Consider the following 20,417-nt stretch of genomic DNA (forward strand, 5'->3'; position numbering starts at 1 on the left):
ATCGGTTATGCACCATCCTGGTGCTGGTCGCGAACCAACTCCACGACCTCGTCGTATCTCGGCGAGTTCATGAAGTTGTCGACCGAGACGTGCACCGCTCCCGGCGTCTTCTGCCGGGCCCGGTCGGTGAGCTGATTCTGCGTGATGACCAGGTCAGCCGAGTCGTCCAGGTTGGCGATCGCCTTGTTGGTGACCGTGACATCCGTGATGCCGGCCTTGGTGATCTTGTTGCGCAGCACGCTCGCACCCATGGCAGAGGAACCCATCCCCGCGTCGCACGCGAACACGATGTTGGTGATCTGCTTGGTCTCGAGCCGTCCACCGCTTGCCTCACCGCCGGTTGCACGAGCCGTCTCAGCCTCGTTGTATGCCTCATCGGCATCGTGCTCGGCGCGGGCGTCGTTTCCGGCGCTCGCCCGCAGACCAGCGAGCGCCGCCGATTCCTTGCCCTTGTTGGCCTCGGTCTGGGCGATCGCAGCGCTGAGGTCGCCGCCAAGTCCGGACTCGAGGTCCCGCTTGCGAGTCGCGCGCAAGATGACTGCTGCGACGACAAACGTCACGGCCGCAGCAAGGAGCACCGACAGGTAGACAACCAGGAGGTTGCCGATGCCGCCGGCTGCCGGACTGGACGCCGCAGCGGTCACCGCAATGATGCTGCCGGGGGCTGCCGGAAAGGCAAGACCGCCGTTGAAGAGCATGTTCACCGTCACACCGGTTGCCCCACCGGCGATCAGCGCCAGGATCGTCGCCGGCTTTGCGAGAGCGTACGGGAAGTAGATCTCGTGGATACCGCCGAAGAACTGGATGATGATCGCGCCAGGTGCCGAGGCCTTAGCCGCGCCGATGCCAAAGAACGTGAAGGCGAGCAGCAGACCGAGCCCGGGCCCGGGATTCGCCTCGATAAGGAACAGGATCGACTTCCCGGTCTCGGCTGCCTGCTCAACACCGAGAGGCGTGAACACACCGTGGTTGATCGCGTTGTTGAGGAACAGCACCTTCGCCGGCTCAACGATGATCGACACGAGCGGCAGCAGGTTCACCGAGACGAGCCAGCCCACCGCAGCGCCGAGCACGGCACTGATCCCGATCATGAGCGGGCCAAAGACGAAGAATCCCACGATCGCCAGCAGCATCCCCAGGATGCCGGCCGAGAAGTTGTTCACGAGCATCTCGAACCCGGGCTTGATCTTGCCGTCCCAGATCCGGTCCATCCACTTCGTCAGCAGCGCTGCAATGGGACCCATGATCATGGCACCTAGGAACATCGGGATGTTCGTCCCGACGATGACACCCATCGTGGCGATCGTCGCGACAACACCGCCGCGCTCGCCGTAAACCATCCGACCTGCCGTGTTGGCAATCAGAAGAGGCAGCAGATAGGTGATCATCGGTCCGACGAGACCGACGTACTGCGGGAAGGTCGCTCCGTCAGGCGCTTCCGCAAGCGCTGTCATAGCGCCTTGCCATCCGATGACGTCGGCGTTTCCGAAACCGCCGAGCAGAGGCGCTACGGGTTCCCACCACCCCAGCCAGCCAAGCGGGATGAAGAGCATGGTGATGAAACCCCAGGCGATGAATGCCGCGATGTTCGGCATGATCATGCCTGAGAGGAAGGTCCCGAATCGCTGGACGGCGACGCGTGCCCGTCCCGGATCCTTCGCCACTCCAGGTGACGTCGTTGTCATTGCATTCTCTCCTTCTGTGATGCGGAGGCAGCCAGTGCCGCCTCCCGCGCGGTTGCCGCATCCGTTGCGGCCAGTGCCGCCTCGGCGACGCGCTTCGCGTCGTCGAGGGAGTAGGTGAGCAGCGTCGCCCGCACATCGGCGAGCGCCGTGGGCGCCATCGAGAGGGATGTCGCTCCCAGCCCGACGAGCACGACAGCCAGCAACGGATCGGCCGCTGCCTCGCCGCAAATCCCGACGGGTTTGCCGGTCCGGGCTCCGGCAGCGCCGACCTCCCGGATCAGCCGGAGCACCGCGGGATGCCACGGGTCCTGGAAGCTTGCGACCGAGCCGAGCAGTCGATCGGCAGCGAGCGTGTACTGAGTCAGATCGTTCGTTCCGATCGACGCGAAGTCGGCGTAGGCGAAGATGCTCTCGGCCATCAGTGCCGACGACGGCACCTCGACCATGACCCCGGCGGTGCGGATGCCGTATTCCCGGGCGAGGGCGGTGAAGTACTCCGCCTCCTCGACCGTCGAGACCATCGGCGCCATGACCCACAGGTCGGCCGCCGAGCCCGTCTTGCGCGTCTGGGCGTCGGCCTCGGCGAGAGCAGTCAGCTGCTCACGCAGGATGTCTTCGCTCGCGCGCAAGGCCCGTAACCCTCGCAGCCCGAGGGCGGGGTTCTCCTCGTGTGCGTCGTTGAGGAACGGCAGGGGCTTGTCGGCTCCCGCATCCAGCACGCGGACGACGACCTTCTTGCCGGCGAACGCAGCGAGCAATTCGGCGTAGGACTCGCGCTGCTGTTCGACCGTGGGCGCAGAGCTTGCAGACAGGAACAGGAACTCGGTGCGGAACAGACCGACGCCCTCAGCGCCGAGGGCCACAGCCTCGGCCGCGCCAGCCGGATTTCCGAGGTTGGCCAGCAGCGGCACCGGCGTCCCATCGGCGAGCGCGCCGTCGGTGATCGGAGCGCCGGCGGCGGCGGCGCGGGCATTCGCCCGGTGCTCGGCGCGCGTGAGCTCGTCATCCGTCGGCTCGGTGGTCACGGCGCCGGCTGCGGCATCCACCACGACCGTCTCCCCGTCCGAGAGCTGCGCGGCTCCGGCGACGCCCACGACCGCGACGATGCCCTTCTCCCGCGCGAGGATCGCCGTGTGCGAGGTCGGACCACCCTCGGTCGTGACGAGAGCGAGGACCTGATCGAGGTCCAAGAGAGCGGTGTCGGCGGGGGCGAGGTCCTTCGCGACGAGAACGAACGGATGTCCCGGCTCAGGCACCCCCGGGGCGGGGACGCCCTGGAGCCGAGCGATGACGCGCTGTGCGACGTCATCGAGGTCGGCGGCGCGCTCGCCGAGGTAGCCGCCGACGGCCTCCAACTGGGCGCGGAACGAGGCGAACGCCTCGTGTACGGCACGTTCGGCGGTCTTGCCCTGCCCGAGCGACGCCTCTACCTCGTCGGTGAGTGTCGGGTCCTCCGCCATCATCGCCTGCGCCTCAAGGACGTCGCGCGCGGCTCCCCCGGCCTGCTCGCCGCGCTGTTCAAGCTCGCGCGCGACCGCGGAGAGCGCCTCCTGAACCCGGGTGCGTTCCTCCTCGACGCTCAGCGCGCTCGGAGCGTCCTGCGGAGCAGGCAACGGCTCCGCCATTCGGGCAACGGGGCCGTGCGCAACGCCGAGGCCGATGCCGACTCCTCGAAGCTGTGCCATCGTCAGGCCGCGTCGTGGTCGGTGGTCAGCAGCTCGCTGAGGGTGTCCAGGGCCGCCTCGGCGCCGTCACCGTCCGCCGTCAGCGTCACGTAGTCGCCGTGCTCCACACCCAGCGAGATGACCCCGAGGATGCTCGCGGCGTTGACCGGGGCTCCGGCATCCTTCGCGATCGTGATGGGAATGCCCGCGTCCTTCGCGGCCTGCGCGAACAGTTTCGCCGGACGAGCGTGCAGGCCGTGCGACGAGCCGATGCGGACCGTGCGAGTGATCTGAGACATGGTTCCCTCCCTGGAACGGGCTATTCGGTGACGGATGAGGCGCGTGCCGCGGTGACGATTTCGAGGATCCGCGAACCGTCGCGGTCCTCGAACGCATCCCTCGGAAGCAGGACGGTGATCGCGCCCGTTGCGCCGACCGCATCCTGGATTCGCGCGAACGCGGACTCCAGGTGCGGGCCCACGAGCACGACATCGACGGGCTCGGCCAGGGTCCCGAGGGTGTCCTCGGTTCCCGCAGCGACCTCCGCGTGCAGACCACTGCGCGCGGCGGCGTTTCGCAGCCGCTGTGCGACGAACGTGCTCGACGCTCCCGCGCCGCAGACCACCAGGATCCTCATCGACCCGCCTCCTTCGCGATCGATTCTTGTGAGAACGCTGAGAGGCAACAACCAGTCCTTTTTCCGCGGGGGCGGAAGGGTGTTTGGGGCACGGGGCGTGGCCTGCGAGGACGGCATCCCTCGGCCCCCGCGCGGACACCGCGCCCCGCCACGGCGCTCGGCGTGATTGACTGACACCGTCGAGGACGCGTCGGGCGCGACCTCGCCCGAGGAGTTCGGTGACACGACCACGACAAGACCGGATGCTGAGCCTGCTCGTCCGCGAGGGCGACTGGGTCACTGCCGCGACCCTCGCCGACGCGCTCGGCGTCACTCCGCGCAGCATCCGTTCGTACGTCACCGCCGTCAACGCACGGGTCCCTTCGGGGGCGGCGATCGAGTCGGGACCCTCCGGGTATCGAGCCGGTGTGGACGCCGCCGCGGCGTTACGGGCCTCGGCGGCGGCGGATGCCGGAACACCTCGCGACCGGCTCCACACGCTCGTCCGCGCCCTCCTGAACGACCCCGACGGCATCGACGTGTTCGAGACTGCCGATGAACTCCACGTCAGCCCTGCAACATTGGAGGCCGATCTCGGGCGGGTGCGCAGTCTGCTGGGCGGCACCGGCATCTCGCTGGAGCGGTCGGCATCGACCGCTCGGCTTCGCGGCGCCGAAGTCGCCCAGCGGCGCCTGCTGAGCTCGCTCGCTCATGACGAGATGGAAGCCGGGGCCTTCGATTTCGACGCGCTGCGGCGGTCCCTCGGCGGGTCCTCCATGGGCGCCAACGTGTTCGGCCCCTTCAAGCCTGCTCTGGTGGCTCGCATGGGGGATCTGGGCTACTACGTCAACGAGTTCGGCATCGCGGACGTGCTGATGCACATCGCGATCACTGCGGATCGCGCCTCCCAGGGACGCACGCTCGAAGCCGCCGGCGGCCCACCGGTCTCGGAAGACCGTCGCGCGGTCGCCGAGGTCCTCGACGCGCTGGTGAGGGAGCATACGGGCGTGACGCTCGGACATGGTGACCTCGACCACCTGGCGATCCTCGTCCTGACCCGCGTCGTGGCCCCGGGCGCGGCGGCGCCGAGCGAGCGGGCACGCGAGAACCTCGACCCGGAGCTCGAGCAGATCGTCCGCGAGATCGTGCAGGACGCGGCATCCGAGTTCCTCGTGGACATCGCGCACGAGGATTTCGTGATGCGACTGTCGCTTCACGTGCAGAACCTGAGGCAGCGAGCTGCAGCCCAAGCGTGGTCGCGCAACCCGCTGACCCGCTCTCTGAAGACCAGCTACCCCATGGTCTTCGAGGTCGCGGTGTTCATCGCGGGGCAGCTTCACGACCGGCTCGGGATTCCCCTCCTGGACGACGAGATCGCGTACATCGCGATGCACGTCGGCGGGCGGCTCGAACGCAGTCGCCGCAGCGAGCAGCTCCTGACGGCAACCATCGTGTGCCCCGGCTACTACGAACTGCACGAGCTGCTCCGTTCCAGCGTCGACCGCTCGCTCGGCCGAGCCATCGAGGTCGTCGGCGTCGACACGCGCGCGGATCCCGACTGGGAGGCGATCCACACCGACCTCGTGCTCTCGACCATCGACCCGCCGGCCCCGTCGGACCGGATCGTGCGGGTGCAGCCGTTCCTCACCGAAAGCGACGTCGACCGCGTGCAGACGACGGCGAGCCGCATCCGACGTGGTCGGCGCCTGGCTCGGCTCCGCGCCGATCTCGCTCGCTACTTCGTCGCCGGAGCATTCAGCCGGGAGCTTGCCGCGGCGGGAAGCGAGGAGGACGCCATCCGCCTTCTGGGAGCCCCGCTGGTCGACGAGGGCGTCATCGATCAGGACTACATCGAACGCGCGATCCACCGCGAGCACCTGTCATCGACCGCGTTCACGGATGCGCTTGCGGTTCCGCACGCGATCGGGATGACGGCGACACGCACGGCGATCTCTGTCGGCGTCTCCGAGAGCTCGATCACGTGGGGCGACTCGCGTGTCCAGGTCGTCGCGCTCGTCGCGTTCTCGGAGTCCGATCGAGCCGCGTTCCAGACGGTCTTCGAGCAGTTCGTCGAGGTGTTCTCGGAGCGCGAGAGCGTTCAACGCATCGTGCGGCGATCCACCGACCTCGCCGGGTTCCTTGACGAACTGGCAGCCGTCATCGACGGCTGACGCACGGCGCTCGGTACGCTCAGAGGGTGGATGAGGACTCCGGCCCGCGGCCCCGACGCCGGCGCGCGAGGCGCATCGCGGGGTGGAGCGCAGCCGCCATCGTGCTCGCTCCCGTTGACGGTGGGTCCGGCGACGGTCTGGTCTTCGTGCCGGGCGCGAAAGTCGATCCGTGGGCGTCGGGAACTACGGAGTGCAGCCCGGCGACGGAACACCGACGATCTCCGACGTCGCGATGGCAGATGCCCTGACATCCGAGATCGATAGGTTCCTCCAGACCGACCACCGACGCTAGCCCGGCAAGGGTCGCAGGTCGGCGCCGCTGCGCGCCTGCTCAGCTGCGCACGTGCGGGATGAGTTCGGGCGAGACAGTCGCCGTCTCGAGCCAGTGGCGCAGCGTTCGGTGGAACAACTCCGGATCCTCCGCGCTCCACACGTGGTGCATGCGCGGTACGAGGGCTGTCTGCGCGGCGGGCGCGTATCGGGCGACGTCGGCAAGACTGTCACGGATGACGGCGGGCTCGCGCTCCCCCGCGACCGCGAGCACCGGAGCTTGCAGATCTCTCACCGACTCCAGGGTCTGTGCCGTCATCCCCCGATACACCTCGTTCATCATCCGTCGCGCCGACGCCTTGTCGATCCCGAGCCCCGTCTCGACGAACCTGTCGAGCGCATCGGCGGGCATGCCGTAGGCCCGCGCGAGCCCCTGCCAGTAGCCGCGCCATCCCCACAGACTCACCTGCGCACGGGCCGACACTGCCACGAGTCCCCGGATCGGTCTGGTCGTCACCCCGGATAGGAAGGCGCTACGTACGAGGTCGGGATGGCGCGCGCAGAACGTCAGACCCAGGATGCCGCCGAGTGAGAGCCCCACGATGTGCACGCGACCACCGACCGCCCGCTCTCGGACTCTCCGGGCGAGCTCATCGGCGACCGCCGGCATCCCCGCCCAGGGTTCGTCGTTCGAGTTGCCGAAGCCGGGCAGGTCGGGAATGAGAGCGTGGTACGCCGGCAGCGCATCGGCCTGCTCGTCCCACATCCACCCCGCCACGTTCCCCCCGTGCAGAAACAGCACGGATGCCAGCGGTTGCTCGTCCGAGGCACCGCCGGGCGCCCGCCGCTCGTCGATGTGCATCAGGATCCTCTCGCCCAGGGCGCCGACCGAAGCGCGCGCTCTGCCTCATCGAGCCATGACAGCTCGGCTTCGAGGGCACGGATGCCGTACTGCAGCGTGAGCGCACGCATCCGCTGGTCGGGCGTGTCGCTGGGGGCGGAAAGGGAGCGCAGAGCCGAGAGTCTTCCGGCGGTCTGCTCGCGACGCTGCGCGAGGATTCCGAGCGCGACGGAGGGGTCTTCCCGACCGGAGAAGAAGATGCGCGCAAGGAAGGGATCACGGGTGCGTTCCTCGTCGAGCGGTGACACCAGCCACCGTGAGAGGAGGGCGCGACCGTGCGGGGTGATGCGATGCACGTGACGGTCCGGCTTCCCCGCCTGCGGTTCGATCTCCACCTCGACGGCTCCGGAGCCGACGAGCTTCGTCAGGGTGCGGTAGATCTGTGCCTGATCCGCTGCCCAGAAATGCGCGACGGAGCCGTCGAAGGTCTTCTTGAGGTCATACCCCGTCATGGGGGCGAGATCCAACAGGCCCAGAATCGTGAACTCCAGCGACACGCCTATATAAGATCACACATATATATGACGACGCAAGTATGGATCGGGGCGCGACGGACCCGCCGACCCACGGGGTCCGGCAGGAGTCAGCGTCAGCGGTCGAAGCCCTCGCCGATGAGCTCGATGAGTTCCTCACGCTCCTCGACCGGCAGGAAGGCACCGGCCGCCGCGTTGAGCTGGAACACCTCCAGGTCGTCGAGGTCGTACTCGAACGTCTCGGCGAGCAGGGCGAGCTCACGCGTGAGCGACGTCCGACTCATGGTGCGGTTGTCGACGTTGACCGTGACCGAGAACCCGAGCTGGTAGAGCAGGTCGAAGGGGTGGTCGCCGAGTTCGTCACCCCAGGTCGAGATGGCGCCGGTCTGCAGGTTCGAACTGGGCGACAGCTCAAGGGGAATCTCGCGGTCTCGTACCCAGCGGGCAAGATCTCCGAACTGGACGAGGACTTCGTCACCGGCTCGGGAGACGACATCCAGATCCTCCGCGATCCGCACCCCGTGCCCCAGGCGCAGGGCCCGACCGTCAAGGAGCGCCGACCGGATCGAGTCCACCCCGGCAGCCTCCCCGGCATGAACCGTCACGGGAAAGAACTCGCCGGCCAGGTAGTCGAAAGCGGCACGGTGACGAGAGGGAGGGAAGCCCTCCTCGGGGCCCGCGATGTCGAACCCGACGACGCCGCGCTCACGCCAGTCGACGGCGAGGCGTGCGATCTCGAGTGAGCGGTCGGTGTGGCGCATCGCGGTGATCAGCTGGCCGACACGGATGTCGTGACCGGCCTGCTCCGCGGCATCCTCACCCTCTTCGATGCCGTCCTGCACCGCCTCCACGACCTCCTCGAGAGACAGGCCTCGCGACAGGTGCTGTTCGGGTGCCCACCGCACCTCGCCGTAGATCACGCCGTCAGCGGCGAGGTCTTCGACGAACTCCCGCGCGACTCGTGTGAGCCCCTCACGAGTCTGCATGACGGCGGTCGTGAGGTCGAAGGTCTTCAGGTACTCGACGAGCGAGCCCGAGTCCGAGCGCTCGGCAATCCACTCGGCGAGGTCCTCCGCCGTCTCTTCGGGCACCTCGAGGTCGATCTCGTCAGCCAATTCCAGGAGCGTCGCGGGCCGCACTCCGCCGTCGAGGTGGTCGTGCAGCGACACCTTGGGGAGGGCGCGGATCGACATCCCCTGGAGGACGGCGTCACCGTGCTGATCGATCGACATGAGGGCTCCTTGCGCTGGCGTGGGGGAATGGGGAGAAGACCTGCTCAGGCTGTGATGCGCTCGAGAACCAGCGGCGCGCTCGGAACCTCGGCGTCACCAATCTCCCACGCGTTCTCGAGCGCGTCCAGTGCGCGCGCGAACCGGGCCGCGTCCTGGGCCGAAAGCGTGAACAGCGGCGCGCCGGCGGCGACGAGGTCGCCGGGCTTGGCGTGCAGATCGATGCCGGCAGCGTGGATCACGGGGTCCTGGGCGCGGGCGCGCCCTGCCCCGAGCCGCCAGGCGGCCACTCCGAACGGCAGCGCCTCCATGCGGGTCACCACACCCGCCCGCGGCGCCGTCACGGTGTGGGTCTCGCGAGCCACGGGAAGGTCGGCATCCGGGTCGCCGCCCTGAGCGCGGATCATCGCACGCCAAGTGTCCATCGCCCGGCCGTCGGCCAGCGCCGCCTCGACATCGGCATCGGGCTGCCCGGCCAGAGCGAGCATCTCGCGCGCGAGGGCGACGGTGAGCTCGACGACATCCGCCGGGCCTGCTCCGGCGAGCACCTCGACGGACTCGCGGACCTCGTTCGCGTTGCCGATGGCCAGGCCCAGCGGCGTGTCCATGTTCGTGAGCAGCGCGGTCGTGGCGACTCCCGAGTCGGCGCCGAGCGCAACCATCGTCCGAGCGAGCTCCCGCGCCCGGTCGACATCGCGCATGAACGCTCCCGACCCGAACTTGACGTCCAGCACCAGCGAGTCGGTGCCCTCGGCGATCTTCTTGGACATGATGCTCGAGGCGATGAGCGGGATCGCCTCGACGGTCCCGGTGACATCGCGCAGCGCATAGAGCTTCTTGTCGGCGGGGGCAAGGCCCGACCCGGCGGCACAGATCACGGCACCGACATCCCGCAGCTGCGCGGTGAGCTCCGCGTTGGTGAGTGACGCGCGCCAGCCGGGGATCGACTCGAGCTTGTCGAGCGTTCCGCCGGTGTGCCCGAGGCCGCGCCCCGACAGCTGTGGCACCGCGACACCGAAGGATGCCACCAGCGGCGCCAACGGCAGCGTGATCTTGTCGCCCACCCCGCCGGTGGAGTGCTTGTCGACCGTGGGCTTGCCAAGGCCCGCGAAACTCATCCGCTCCCCCGACGCGATCATCGCGTCGGTCATCACCCGGATCTCGTCGCGCTCCATCCCGTTGAGCAGCGTCGCCATCGCGAAGGCCGCCATCTGGGCATCCGCGACGTAGCCGCGCGTGTAGGCGTCGACCATCCACCGCAGTTCCGGCTCGGGGACCGCGCCCCCGTCACGCTTGATACGGATGACGTCCACGGCGTCGTACGGCTCGATCTGCGTGTCGGTCATGCGCGTGCCTCCTCGAGATCGCGCGGGCCGAAGGCGTCAGGCAGCACCTCGTCGATCGTACGGATGCCTGACACGGTGTGCAGCAGCATCCCGGGCGCGGAGTGTTCGTACAGCAGCTGGCGGCACCGTCCGCAGGGCATGATGATCTCTTCCTGGCCGTTGACGCAGACGAAGGCCGTGAGCCTGCCGCCACCGGTCATGTGCAGGTTCGAAACGAGCCCGCACTCGGCGCAGAGGCCGACGCCGTACGACGCGTTCTCGACGTTGCACCCCGAGACCGTGCGGCCATCGTCGACGAGCGCTGCGGCACCGACGGAGTAGTTCGAGTACGGGGCATAGGCGCGACGCATCGCCGAAACGGCTTCAGCGCGCAGTCCCTCCCAGTCGATGTCGGTCATGATGCTCCTCCGAACTCGGGCAGGCCTCGCCGCCGCCGACGGACCGGCGGCGACGAGTGACCTCGCTATTCCTTGATGTAGGGCTTGCCGTCGGCGGCGGGCGCCCGAGAGCGCCCGACCACCCCGGCGACGACGAAGATCGTCACCACGTAGGGCAGCATGAGCATGAACTCGCTGGGCACCGGCGACCCGATGACGCTGAGGGTGTTCTGGAGGCTCGACGCGAATCCGAACAGCAGCGCGGCAAGCGTCGCCTTGATCGGGTCCCACTGTCCGAAGATGACAGCGGCGAGGGCGATGAAGCCCGCTCCGGCGGTCATCTCCTTGTTGAAGGCGATCCCGTTGCCGATGGTGAACACGGTGCCGCCGAGGCCGGCGATGGCACCAGCGAGCAGCACGTTCCAGAACCGGGTCGCGTTGACCTTGATTCCGACGGTATCGGCGGCCTGCGGGTGCTCACCGACGGCACGCAGGCGCAGGCCCCAGCGGGTGTGGAACATCCCCACGTACACCGCCGCGACGGCGATGTACATCAGGTAGACGATGATCGTCTGATTGAACAGCACCGGCCCGACGACCGGGATGTCAGCCAGCAGCGGGATCGGCATCCGATCGAAACGGGGCGGGCTGTTGAGCGTCGCGCCGTTGGGCTGGAGCACCTGCGAGTAGAGGAAGCTCGTCAGGCCGATCACGAGGACGTTGAGCACGACACCGACGATGACCTGTTCGACGAGGTACTTGATCGCGAAGGCCGCAAGCACGAACGCCACCAGCATGCCGGCCACCATCGCGGCGAGTAGGCCCAGGATCGGTTGACGGGTCGCGGAGGCCACGACGGCGGCGGTGAAGGCGCCAGCGAGCAACTGACCCTCGATCGCGATGTTCACGATGCCGGCGCGCTCGCCGATCACTCCGCCCAGGGCGCCGTAGATGAGCGGGATCGCGAGTCCGAGAGACCCCGCGAGAAGACCCGTCACGGGAATTGCGGCGCCCGCCGCGGCCCAGGTGAGGAACCCGACCACGATCGCGAAGATGTAGACGATGACGACCCACAGCGGCGAGCGAGCGTAGGCGCGGACGAAGAAGGCGGATGCCGCGGTCAGCAGCACCAGGAGCGCGGCACACACCCACGCCGTGGCCATGACCGGAACGACCAGCTCAGGCAACTGAACGGCATCCGTCGCCGTCGAGAGCCGGAAGGTCGTCACCCCCTCCCGCGGCGCGGCAACCAGCAGGATGACGAACAACGCGGTGAAGATCGCGAGGGCGATCGGAGCCTTCCAGCTACGCAGCTTCTCCGGCTGCGTGGTGGCGAGGGGCGCGATCGGGACCGTACCCTCACCTGTCGGGGATGCCGTCGTGCTCACGCGACACCTCCCTCGGCGCGGGCTTCTGCTTTCAGCTGCTTCTGTCGCGCCTTCTCCCGCTTCCGGCGGTCACGCTCGGGCGAGGGGAGGAAGAAGATCGTGCGCACCAGGGGCGGCGCCGCGATGAACAGCACGATGAGAGCCTGGACGACCGTGACGATCTCGACCGGAATCTGCTCGGCGGCCTGCATCGAGTATCCACCCGCCTTGAATGCGCCGAACAGCACTCCCGCGGCGAAGGTTCCCCACGGCGTAGACCTCCCCAGCAGCGCCACAGTGATCGCATCGAATCCGATGCCCGCGTCGATGTCGGCAGAGAACCCGGTGGTCACGGTGCCAAGGACCTGGTTGACACCGGCAAGACCGACGAGCGCACCCGAGATCAGCATCCCGTAGACGTACATGCTGGTGACCTTGATTCCCGCCACCCGTGCCGCATTGGGGTTCTCTCCGACCGCGCGGAACTGGAAACCGAGACTCGATCGCGACAGGATCCACCAGACCAGCACCGTCGCACCGATCACGAGAATGAACCCGAAGTGAAGGTTGTACGACGGTCCGAGCAGGTCGGGGAAGACCGCGGTGTCCTTCATCGCCGGCGTCTTCGGGTTGCTCGATCCCGGTGCCTGCAGCAGGCCCGGAGTGCGCAGCATCCACGAGATCAGGTAGAACGCGATGTAGTTGAGCATGATCGTCACGATGACCTCGTGGGCCCCGGTCCGGGCCTTGAGGAAGCCCGCGATGCCTGCCCACAGCGCGCCAGCAATCAGGCCCGCGATGAGCGCCACGATCATGTGGATGCCCCACGGGAGGTCAAGTGAGAAAGCCACCCACCCGGCGGCGGCGGATGCCATGAGCATCTGGCCGCGACCACCGATGTTGAACATGCCGATGCGGAAGGCGAGCGCCACGCCGAGGCCGGCGGCGATGAGTGGCGTCGCGAACGTCAGCGTCTCGGTGATCGGCTTGATCGCCCGCTCGAAGCTCGGTGCGTTGAAGTTGTAGATCGCCCCCTGGAACAGGGCGATGTAGGCGCCGCTGACGGCATCCCACACCGCGACGATGGTGTCCATCGGTCGCGCGAAGAAGTACCCGGACGCCGCCTGCACGTCCTCGTCGGTGAAGGCGATCATGATTCCGCCGACGAGCAGCGCGAGGAAGACCGCGAGCACCGAGATGATCGCGTTCCCCTGGGTGATCTGGCGGAAGGTCTCGTGCCACTTGCCCGGCGGCGGAACCTCGTCGACCTTCGCGGTCGAGCTGCGCGTGGGCTCGGGTGCCGTCGCGCTCATGCGGCAGCTCCTTCCGTACTGGGAGTCTCGCCGGCCATCATGAGGCCCAGGACATCGCGCGGCGTGTCGCCCGGGACGATGCCGACGATGCGCCCGCGATACATCACCATGATCCGATCTGCGAGTGCGGCCACCTCGTCGAGCTCGGTGGAGACAACCACGACGGGGATGCCGGCGTCGCGGGTCTGCACCACCCGCTTGTGGATGAACTCGATGGACCCGACGTCCACCCCTCGGGTGGGCTGGGCCGCCACCAGGAGCGAGAGCTCGCGGCTGAGTTCGCGGGCGAGCACGACCTTCTGCTGGTTTCCTCCCGAGAGCGTGCCGACTGGCGTCTCGATCCCCGGGGCTCGGACATCGAACTCCTCGAACTTCTCCTGCGCGAACGCGGCGAGCGCAGCTCGCTGAACGGTCCCCGCCTTGACGAAGGGCGCCCCGTGCGCTCGGTCGAGCATGAGATTCTCGGCGATCGTGAACGCGCCGACAAGGCCGTCTTCTTTGCGGTCCTCGGGAACGAAGCCGACGCCGGCATCCAGGATGCCGCGAACGCTGCGGCCGATCAGTTCCGTGCCGTTGAGTGTGGCCGAGCCGCGCACGATGCCCTGCAGCCCGACGAGGGCCTCCGTGAGCTCAGTCTGCCCGTTGCCCTGGACGCCGGCGATCGCGAGGATCTCTCCGCCCCGCACCTCGAAGCTGACATCGTCCACGATGGGATGACCCGTCGGGTCGAGGACCGACAGGTGCGACACCACGAGTGCCGAGTCCCGCAGCTGCGGCGGGTCCTTGTGAACGGTGAGCTCCACCGCACGGCCCACCATCATCGACGCGAGCTCAGCGTTGGAGGAGTCGGGGGATGCCTGACCCACAACTTTGCCGAGGCGAATGACGGTGATCCGATCGGCGACCTCGCGGACTTCGCGCAGCTTGTGCGTGATGAACACGATCGATGCGCCCGACTCCTTGAGCTGGCGCATGATTGCCATGAGCTCATCGGTCTCCTGCGGAGTCAGGACAGCAGTCGGCTCGTCGAAGACGAGCACCTTCGCATCTCGCGAAAGCGCCTTGATGATCTCGACGCGCTGCTGCACGCCGACCGGAAGATCTTCGACGATCGCGTCGGGGTCGACGTCGAAACCGAATCGCTCCGAGATCTCCCGCACGCGCTGGCGTGCAGCATTGATGTCGAGGAAGCCACCGACCTTGGTGGCTTCTTGTCCGAGCATGACGTTCTCCGCGACAGTGAACACCGGGATCAACATGAAGTGCTGATGCACCATGCCGATACCCGCGCGCATCGCGTCGCCGGGCCCGTGGAAGTTCTGGACATGGCCATCGAGGAGGATCGTGCCCTCGTCGGCCTGATACAGGCCGTACAGGACGTTCATCAGCGTTGACTTGCCTGCGCCGTTCTCACCGAGGAGACAGTGGATCTCTCCCGGCTCTACCACGAGATCGATGTGGTCGTTCGCGACGAGGCTGCCGAACCGCTTGGTGATCCCGCGGAGTTCGAGCTTCATGATGCCGATCCTAGGAGACAGGTCGGGTCGACGCACCGAATTGCGTGGTCGACGGGCGAGAGATGAGGGGTGTAACGACAGCGGCGGGGAGGCTGGACACCCAGCCTCCTCGCCGCGCGAGGGTATCAGCCCGCGAGGTAGGACTCGACCGGGATCGAGCCGTCGATGATGCCCGCGGCGATCTCGTCCAGCTCGGCCTGCAGGTCGGGCGAGACCTTGCTCTCGAAGTCGTGGAACGGAGCCAGGCCCACACCACCGTTCTCGAGCGTGCCGACGAACGGCGTTGCGTCGAACTCGCCGATGCCGGCGCCAAGGACAGCCTCCTCGACACCCACGTCGATCAGCTTGCGGATCGAGGTCAGCAGCAGGTCTGCCACGGTCGGGTCGGTCTCGTACACATCGGCGTCGACACCGATCAGGGCGATGTCGCGGCCCGAGTCACGAATGACGGACGCGGCGCTCTGGTAGATCGGGCCACCGACGGGCAGCAGCACGTCGACACCCTGGTCGACGATGCCCTGGGCGGCGTTGATCGCGTCCTGGTTGGCAACGAAGCCACCGGTGAACACACCGTCCTGAGCCTCGCGGTCCCAGCCGATGACCTCGACCGCAGCGCCGTTCTGCTCGTTGTAGTACTCGACGCCCTGGGCGAAGCCGTCCATGAAGATCGACACGGTCGGGAAGTTCATGCCACCGAAGGTGCCGACCTTGCCCGCGGTCGAGTACGACGCCGCGGCATAGCCGGCGAGGAACGCGGCCTGTGCGGTGTCGAAGATGATCGGCTTGATGTTGGGAGCGTCGGTCTCGCCATCGAAGTCGTTGTCCACGACGTCGTCGATCGACACGTACTCGATCTCGGGGTTGGCCAGGGCCGACTCACCGGCAGCCGACGCGAGCGCGAAGCCGACGGTGATGATCATCGAGCAGCCCTGGTCGACCAGGTTGGTGAGGTTCGGCGCGTAGTCGGACTCGGAGTCGGACTGCACGGTCAGGAACTCGACGCCCAGCTCGTTCGCGGCCCGCTCGAGGCCTTCGTAGCCGAGCTGGTTGAACGACTTGTCGTCGAATCCGCCGGCGTCGGAGACCATGCAGGGCAGGAAGCCTTCGACGACGTCGCCGCCGGCAGCGGCCGTGGTCTCCGTGTCAGTGGGGGCCGACGCGCAGCCGGCGAGAGCGACGAACATGCTCGCGGCGACGAGGCCGCCGAGCACGCGCTTACGGGTGGAAATGGTCAACTGTGCCTCCAGGTGAAGGGCCCGCCCAGACGGCGGGTGCATCAGGAGAATCTACCTACGCGCGCGCCTCGCCGCATGCCGGAACTGCCGCCGCGGGGCAATGGTTACAAACCCGCAATAGAGGCGTCATCCGCACGGCGTCGGCCTACCATCAGCCCCTCACAACACGTCGCCGCGTCCGCCGAGCTTGAGCGCGTCGACGACGCCCTTGACGCGCTGCGCGTGCGCGCTCGTGGTGACCAGCAGCGCATCGGGCGTGTCGACGACGACAATGTCCTGCACCCCGATGAGGGCGATGACTCTCGGGGTCTGAGACACCACGATGCCGCTGGAGGCATCCGAGAGGATCCGCGCGTTCTCGCCGAGGATGGCGAGGTCGTTCTTGCGTCCGTGGGAGTTCAGCTTGGCCAGACTGGCGAAGTCTCCGACGTCGTCCCAGTCGAAGTGGCCCGGGATGACGGCGAGTCGGCCCTTCTCTGCCGCGGGCTCTGCGACCGAGTAATCGATCGCGATCTTCGTCAGGCCGGGCCAGACCCGATCGACGACCGGTCCACGCCGGTCGCGATCGTCCCATGCGTCGGCCAGCTCCATCAGGCCGGCGTGCAGTTCCGGGTTGTTCGCCTCGATCTCGGCGAGCAGCACGTCCGCGCGCGAGATGAACATGCCGGCGTTCCACAGATACGACCGGTCGGCGAAGTAGGAGCGCGCCGTCTCGAGGTCAGGCTTTTCGACGAAGCGCTCGACAGTGGCAGCTTCAGGTGCGCCGTCCACGATGAGTTCGTCGGCCTTCTTGATGTAGCCGAAACCGATCGACGGTTCCGACGGCTGGATGCCGATCGTGCAGATGTAGCCCTGCCGGGCAACGGCGACGGCCTGACGAACGGCCCATTGGAAGAGGTGGGGAACGCGGATGACGTGATCAGCCGCGAACGATCCGACGATGACGTCCGGCTCACGACGCACCAGCACCGCCGCAGCCAGACCGATAGCCGCCGTCGAATCGCGGGGCTCGGACTCCAGGAAGACGTTGCGGTCAGGCACCCCGGGCAGTTGCGCTTCGACGGCAGCGCGGTGGGCCCGGCCCGTGACCACCGCGATGCGCTCGCTTCCGGCGAGCGGCTCAAGCCGGTCCCAGGTGTCGCGCAGCAGCGAATGCCCCGACCCCGTGAGGTCGTGCAGGAACTTCGGGGCGTCGGCACGCGAGAGCGGCCAGAGCCTGCTGCCGATGCCGCCCGCCGGAATGACGGCGTAGAAGTCGGGGATCACCTCGGACATGGCCCCAGGCTACCCGGCGCGCCTTTCCGGCATGTGTCCGAGCGGTGACGCCCGCGGCGCGTCCGCACTCCGGACCGCCGACCGCACCCCCGCCGAAATAAGGGTCCCCTAAGAGCCGAGCGCCCGCGCGGCACAATAGGATGGGATCCGCGCCCGAGTGACGCCGAGGAACCTGCGGGTTCCCGTTGGGGCATCGACCGCCCCGCTCGTGTTCGATCCAGGGAGGACGTCCGTGTCTGCACCAGCACGCGTCACACCGTCGGTATCCGAAACCACCTCCAGGACCCCTCGAGGAACGCTGTATCGCGGCCACGAGGGCATGTGGTCGTGGGTTCTGCATCGCATCACCGGCGTCGCCATCTTCTTCTTCCTTCTGGTCCATATCCTGGACACCGCCCTCATCCGCGTCTCGCCCGAGGCGTACAACGCGGTGATCGGCACCTACAAGAACCCGATCATGGGGATCGGCGAGGTCCTGCTCGTCGGCGCGATCGCCTACCACGCCTACAACGGCCTGCGGATCATCGTCGTGGACTTCTGGTCCAAGGGCGCCCGGTACCAGCGCCAGCTCTGGTGGATCGTGATCGGCCTGTGGGCGGTCACGATGATCGGGTTCACACCGCGCCACCTCATCAATGTCTTCAGCCCGATGGGAGGCGGTCACTGATGAGCGCACCCTCGATCGCCGAACCCCGCACGTCGTACACCGCGCCGCGTCGCCGTGGCGTGAACCTTGAGAAGTGGGGCTGGATCTACATGCGGGCATCCGGCGTGGTGCTCGTCGTGCTCATCTTCGGGCACCTGTTCGTGAACCTGATGGTCGGTGACGGCATCCACGCGATCGACTTCGCGTTCGTGGCCGGCAAGCTCACCAACCCCTTCTGGCAGTGGTGGGACGTGCTGATGCTGTGGCTCGCCCTCATCCACGGCGCCAATGGGATGCGGACCATCACGAACGACTACGTCACCCACGCCACCGCCCGCAAGGTGCTCGTCGCGGCGATCTGGGTGACGGCGGGACTCCTCATCCTGTTGGGCACGCTGGTCGTGTTCACCTTCGACCCGTGCCTCGGCTTCGACCCGGCCACCGCCTCGGACACGATCATCGGCCTCTGCGCCGCGTAATCGCAGCGCAGACCATCGACAGCACTGACATCGAAAGCACAGCACCCGTGACTACTCAGAGCGCCGAGAGCGTCGTCAAGGACGGCGTTCATTACCACCAGTTCGACATCGTGATCGTCGGCGCCGGAGGCGCTGGCATGCGCGCCGCCATCGAGGCAGGACCCGGCGCGAAGACCGCGGTCATCACGAAGCTCTACCCGACGCGTTCGCACACCGGCGCAGCCCAGGGCGGCATGGCGGCCGCGCTTGCGAACGTCGAAGAGGACTCGTGGGAGTGGCACACCTTCGACACCGTCAAGGGCGGCGACTACCTCGTCGACCAGGATGCCGCGGAGATCCTCGCGAAGGAAGCCATCGACGCGGTCATCGACCTCGAGAACATGGGCCTGCCCTTCAACCGCACACCCGACGGGAAGATCGACCAGCGCCGATTCGGCGGGCACACCGCCGACCACGGCAAGAGCCCCGTGCGTCGTGCCTGCTACGCGGCAGACCGCACGGGACACATGATCCTGCAGACGCTGTTCCAGAACTGCGTCAAGCTCGGCATCAACTTCTTCAACGAGTTCTACGTGCTCGACCTCATCACGGTGAAGGATGCCGACGGCAAGACCCAGATCGCCGGCGTCGTGGCCTACGAGCTGGCCACCGGCGACCTGCACGTGTTCCAGTCCAAGGCGGTGATCTTCGCCACCGGCGGGTTCGGGAAGATCTACAAGACGACCTCCAACGCCCATACCCTCACCGGTGACGGTGTCGGAATCGTCTGGCGCAAGGGCCTCCCCCTGGAGGACATGGAGTTCTTCCAGTTCCACCCGACCGGGCTCGCGGGCCTGGGCATCCTGCTGACCGAGGGCGCCCGCGGCGAGGGCGCCATCCTGCGCAACGCGAGCGGGGAACGCTTCATGGAGCGCTACGCCCCCACGATCAAGGACCTCGCTCCGCGTGACATCGTGAGCCGCTGCATGCAGCAGGAGGTCGCGGAGGGTCGCGGCGCCGGACCGCACCGCGACTACGTGCTCCTGGACTGCACGCACCTGGGCGCGGAGGTCCTCGAGACCAAGCTCCCCGACATCACCGAGTTCGCTCGGACCTATCTGGGTGTCGACCCCGTTGTCGAGCCTGTCCCGGTCATGCCGACGGCGCACTATGCGATGGGTGGCATCCCCACCAACATCAAGGCCGAAGTGCTCGCCGACAACGAGACCGTCGTCCCGGGTCTGTACGCCGCCGGCGAGTGCGCCTGTGTGTCGGTGCACGGATCCAACCGCCTCGGCACCAACTCGCTCCTGGACATCAACGTCTTCGGGAAGCGCGCGGGCCGCTACGCGGTCGAATACGTCAAGACCGCCGAGTTCGTCGACCTTCCCGAGGACCCCGCTGCGGGCGTGCGCGAGATGATCGAGGGCCTGCGGAACAACCCCGGTCAGGAACGCATCGCCGTGCTGCGCAAGAAGCTGCAGGACGAGATGGACAAGGGCGCCCAGGTGTTCCGCACCGAGGAGTCCCTGAAGCACGTCCTCGGCGTCATCGAGGAACTGCGTGCGCGGTACCGCAACATCCACGTCGATGACAAGGGCAAGCGCTTCAACACCGACCTGCTCGAGGCCGTCGAACTCGGATTCCTCCTCGACATTGCCGAGGTCGTCGTCGTGGCCGCCCGCAACCGTCTGGAAAGCCGCGGAGGTCACATGCGCGATGACTACCCGCAGCGCGACGACGAGAACTACATGCAGCACACGATGGCCTACCTGACGGGCGACCCGCACTCGTCGGTCGCGGATGACCACATCCGGCTCGACTGGAAGCCCGTCGTGATCACCCGCTACCAGCCGATGGAGAGGAAGTACTGA

General features: G+C 67.5%; 19 protein-coding genes. 5 read left to right on the plus strand and 14 right to left on the minus strand.

Annotated elements, in window-relative coordinates:
- Positions 1 to 5: 5 nt before the first annotated feature.
- The 4 genes from AC3ENO_RS11855 to AC3ENO_RS11870 are packed head-to-tail and all read right to left on the minus strand — an operon-like array spanning position 6 to position 3,986.
- Positions 6 to 1,685: a PTS mannitol transporter subunit IIBC gene (locus AC3ENO_RS11855; protein WP_434970822.1), complete on the minus strand. Its 1,680-nt coding sequence runs from the start codon at positions 1,683 to 1,685 to the stop codon at positions 6 to 8.
- Positions 1,682 to 3,370, minus strand: a complete 1,689-nt coding sequence (ptsP, locus tag AC3ENO_RS11860) for a phosphoenolpyruvate--protein phosphotransferase (protein ID WP_434970823.1) — start codon at positions 3,368 to 3,370, stop codon at positions 1,682 to 1,684. Before ptsP ends, AC3ENO_RS11855 begins: the two co-directional genes overlap by 4 nt.
- Positions 3,371 to 3,372: 2 nt before the next feature.
- Positions 3,373 to 3,648, minus strand: a complete 276-nt coding sequence (locus AC3ENO_RS11865) for an HPr family phosphocarrier protein (RefSeq protein ID WP_229382444.1) — start codon at positions 3,646 to 3,648, stop codon at positions 3,373 to 3,375.
- 20 nt (positions 3,649 to 3,668) lie between these two features.
- On the minus strand, positions 3,669 to 3,986 hold the full coding sequence (locus tag AC3ENO_RS11870) for a PTS sugar transporter subunit IIB (protein ID WP_434970824.1): 318 nt from the start codon (positions 3,984 to 3,986) through the stop codon (positions 3,669 to 3,671).
- A gap of 242 nt (positions 3,987 to 4,228) precedes the next feature.
- Here AC3ENO_RS11870 and AC3ENO_RS11875 point away from each other — a divergent pair, with 242 nt between their 5' ends.
- Together AC3ENO_RS11875 and AC3ENO_RS11880 are read left to right on the plus strand one after the other, a co-directional pair.
- Entirely contained in the window at positions 4,229 to 6,136 is a 1,908-nt protein-coding gene (locus tag AC3ENO_RS11875) for a BglG family transcription antiterminator (protein WP_434970898.1), read from the plus strand.
- A gap of 169 nt (positions 6,137 to 6,305) precedes the next feature.
- A complete protein-coding gene (locus tag AC3ENO_RS11880; RefSeq protein WP_434970825.1) occupies positions 6,306 to 6,428 on the plus strand; it encodes a hypothetical protein in 123 nt (40 codons plus the stop codon).
- A 39-nt stretch (positions 6,429 to 6,467) separates the two neighbouring features.
- On the opposite strand, the gene AC3ENO_RS11885 is transcribed toward AC3ENO_RS11880, so the two are convergent.
- The 10 genes from AC3ENO_RS11885 to AC3ENO_RS11930 form a co-directional block, all read right to left on the minus strand.
- Positions 6,468 to 7,268 carry an alpha/beta fold hydrolase gene (locus AC3ENO_RS11885; RefSeq protein WP_434970826.1) on the minus strand — a complete coding sequence of 267 codons (801 nt, stop codon included), beginning with the start codon at positions 7,266 to 7,268 and terminating at the stop codon, positions 6,468 to 6,470.
- Entirely contained in the window at positions 7,268 to 7,804 is a 537-nt protein-coding gene (locus tag AC3ENO_RS11890; protein WP_434970827.1) for a PadR family transcriptional regulator, read from the minus strand. Before AC3ENO_RS11890 ends, AC3ENO_RS11885 begins: the two co-directional genes overlap by 1 nt.
- Before the next feature lie 92 nt (positions 7,805 to 7,896).
- Positions 7,897 to 9,012: an adenosine deaminase gene (locus AC3ENO_RS11895; RefSeq protein WP_434970828.1), complete on the minus strand. Its 1,116-nt coding sequence runs from the start codon at positions 9,010 to 9,012 to the stop codon at positions 7,897 to 7,899.
- Positions 9,013 to 9,056: 44 nt separating this feature from the next.
- Positions 9,057 to 10,355: a thymidine phosphorylase gene (locus tag AC3ENO_RS11900; protein ID WP_434970829.1), complete on the minus strand. Its 1,299-nt coding sequence runs from the start codon at positions 10,353 to 10,355 to the stop codon at positions 9,057 to 9,059.
- Positions 10,352 to 10,753, minus strand: a complete 402-nt coding sequence (locus tag AC3ENO_RS11905; RefSeq protein ID WP_434970830.1) for a cytidine deaminase — start codon at positions 10,751 to 10,753, stop codon at positions 10,352 to 10,354. Before AC3ENO_RS11905 ends, AC3ENO_RS11900 begins: the two co-directional genes overlap by 4 nt.
- Before the next feature lie 65 nt (positions 10,754 to 10,818).
- The gene (locus tag AC3ENO_RS11910; protein WP_434970831.1) at positions 10,819 to 12,120 is read right to left on the minus strand and encodes an ABC transporter permease; all 1,302 of its coding nucleotides are present in this window, start codon (positions 12,118 to 12,120) and stop codon (positions 10,819 to 10,821) included.
- Positions 12,117 to 13,412, minus strand: coding sequence for an ABC transporter permease (locus tag AC3ENO_RS11915; RefSeq protein ID WP_434970832.1), 1,296 nt, complete (start codon positions 13,410 to 13,412; stop codon positions 12,117 to 12,119). The genes AC3ENO_RS11910 and AC3ENO_RS11915 overlap by 4 nt, the downstream gene beginning before the upstream one ends.
- On the minus strand, positions 13,409 to 14,929 hold the full coding sequence (locus tag AC3ENO_RS11920; protein ID WP_434970833.1) for an ABC transporter ATP-binding protein: 1,521 nt from the start codon (positions 14,927 to 14,929) through the stop codon (positions 13,409 to 13,411). The genes AC3ENO_RS11915 and AC3ENO_RS11920 overlap by 4 nt, the downstream gene beginning before the upstream one ends.
- A gap of 125 nt (positions 14,930 to 15,054) precedes the next feature.
- Positions 15,055 to 16,164, minus strand: coding sequence for a BMP family lipoprotein (locus tag AC3ENO_RS11925; RefSeq protein ID WP_434970899.1), 1,110 nt, complete (start codon positions 16,162 to 16,164; stop codon positions 15,055 to 15,057).
- A 159-nt stretch (positions 16,165 to 16,323) separates the two neighbouring features.
- Positions 16,324 to 17,439: a mannose-1-phosphate guanylyltransferase gene (locus AC3ENO_RS11930; RefSeq protein ID WP_434970834.1), complete on the minus strand. Its 1,116-nt coding sequence runs from the start codon at positions 17,437 to 17,439 to the stop codon at positions 16,324 to 16,326.
- Positions 17,440 to 17,671: 232 nt separating this feature from the next.
- On the opposite strand from AC3ENO_RS11930, the gene sdhC reads away from it, so the two are divergent.
- From sdhC to sdhA, 3 genes are read left to right on the plus strand one after another with little or no spacing between them, the layout of a single operon-like run.
- On the plus strand, positions 17,672 to 18,106 hold the full coding sequence (sdhC, locus tag AC3ENO_RS11935; RefSeq protein WP_434970835.1) for a succinate dehydrogenase, cytochrome b556 subunit: 435 nt from the start codon (positions 17,672 to 17,674) through the stop codon (positions 18,104 to 18,106).
- Positions 18,106 to 18,564 carry a succinate dehydrogenase hydrophobic membrane anchor subunit gene (locus AC3ENO_RS11940; protein WP_434970837.1) on the plus strand — a complete coding sequence of 153 codons (459 nt, stop codon included), beginning with the start codon at positions 18,106 to 18,108 and terminating at the stop codon, positions 18,562 to 18,564. Before sdhC ends, AC3ENO_RS11940 begins: the two co-directional genes overlap by 1 nt.
- A 47-nt stretch (positions 18,565 to 18,611) precedes the next feature.
- Complete coding sequence (gene sdhA / locus AC3ENO_RS11945) at positions 18,612 to 20,417, plus strand: succinate dehydrogenase flavoprotein subunit (protein ID WP_434970838.1); 1,806 nt, start codon at positions 18,612 to 18,614, stop codon at positions 20,415 to 20,417.

It is taken from the genome of Microbacterium sp. bgisy207 (genome assembly GCF_057706855.1).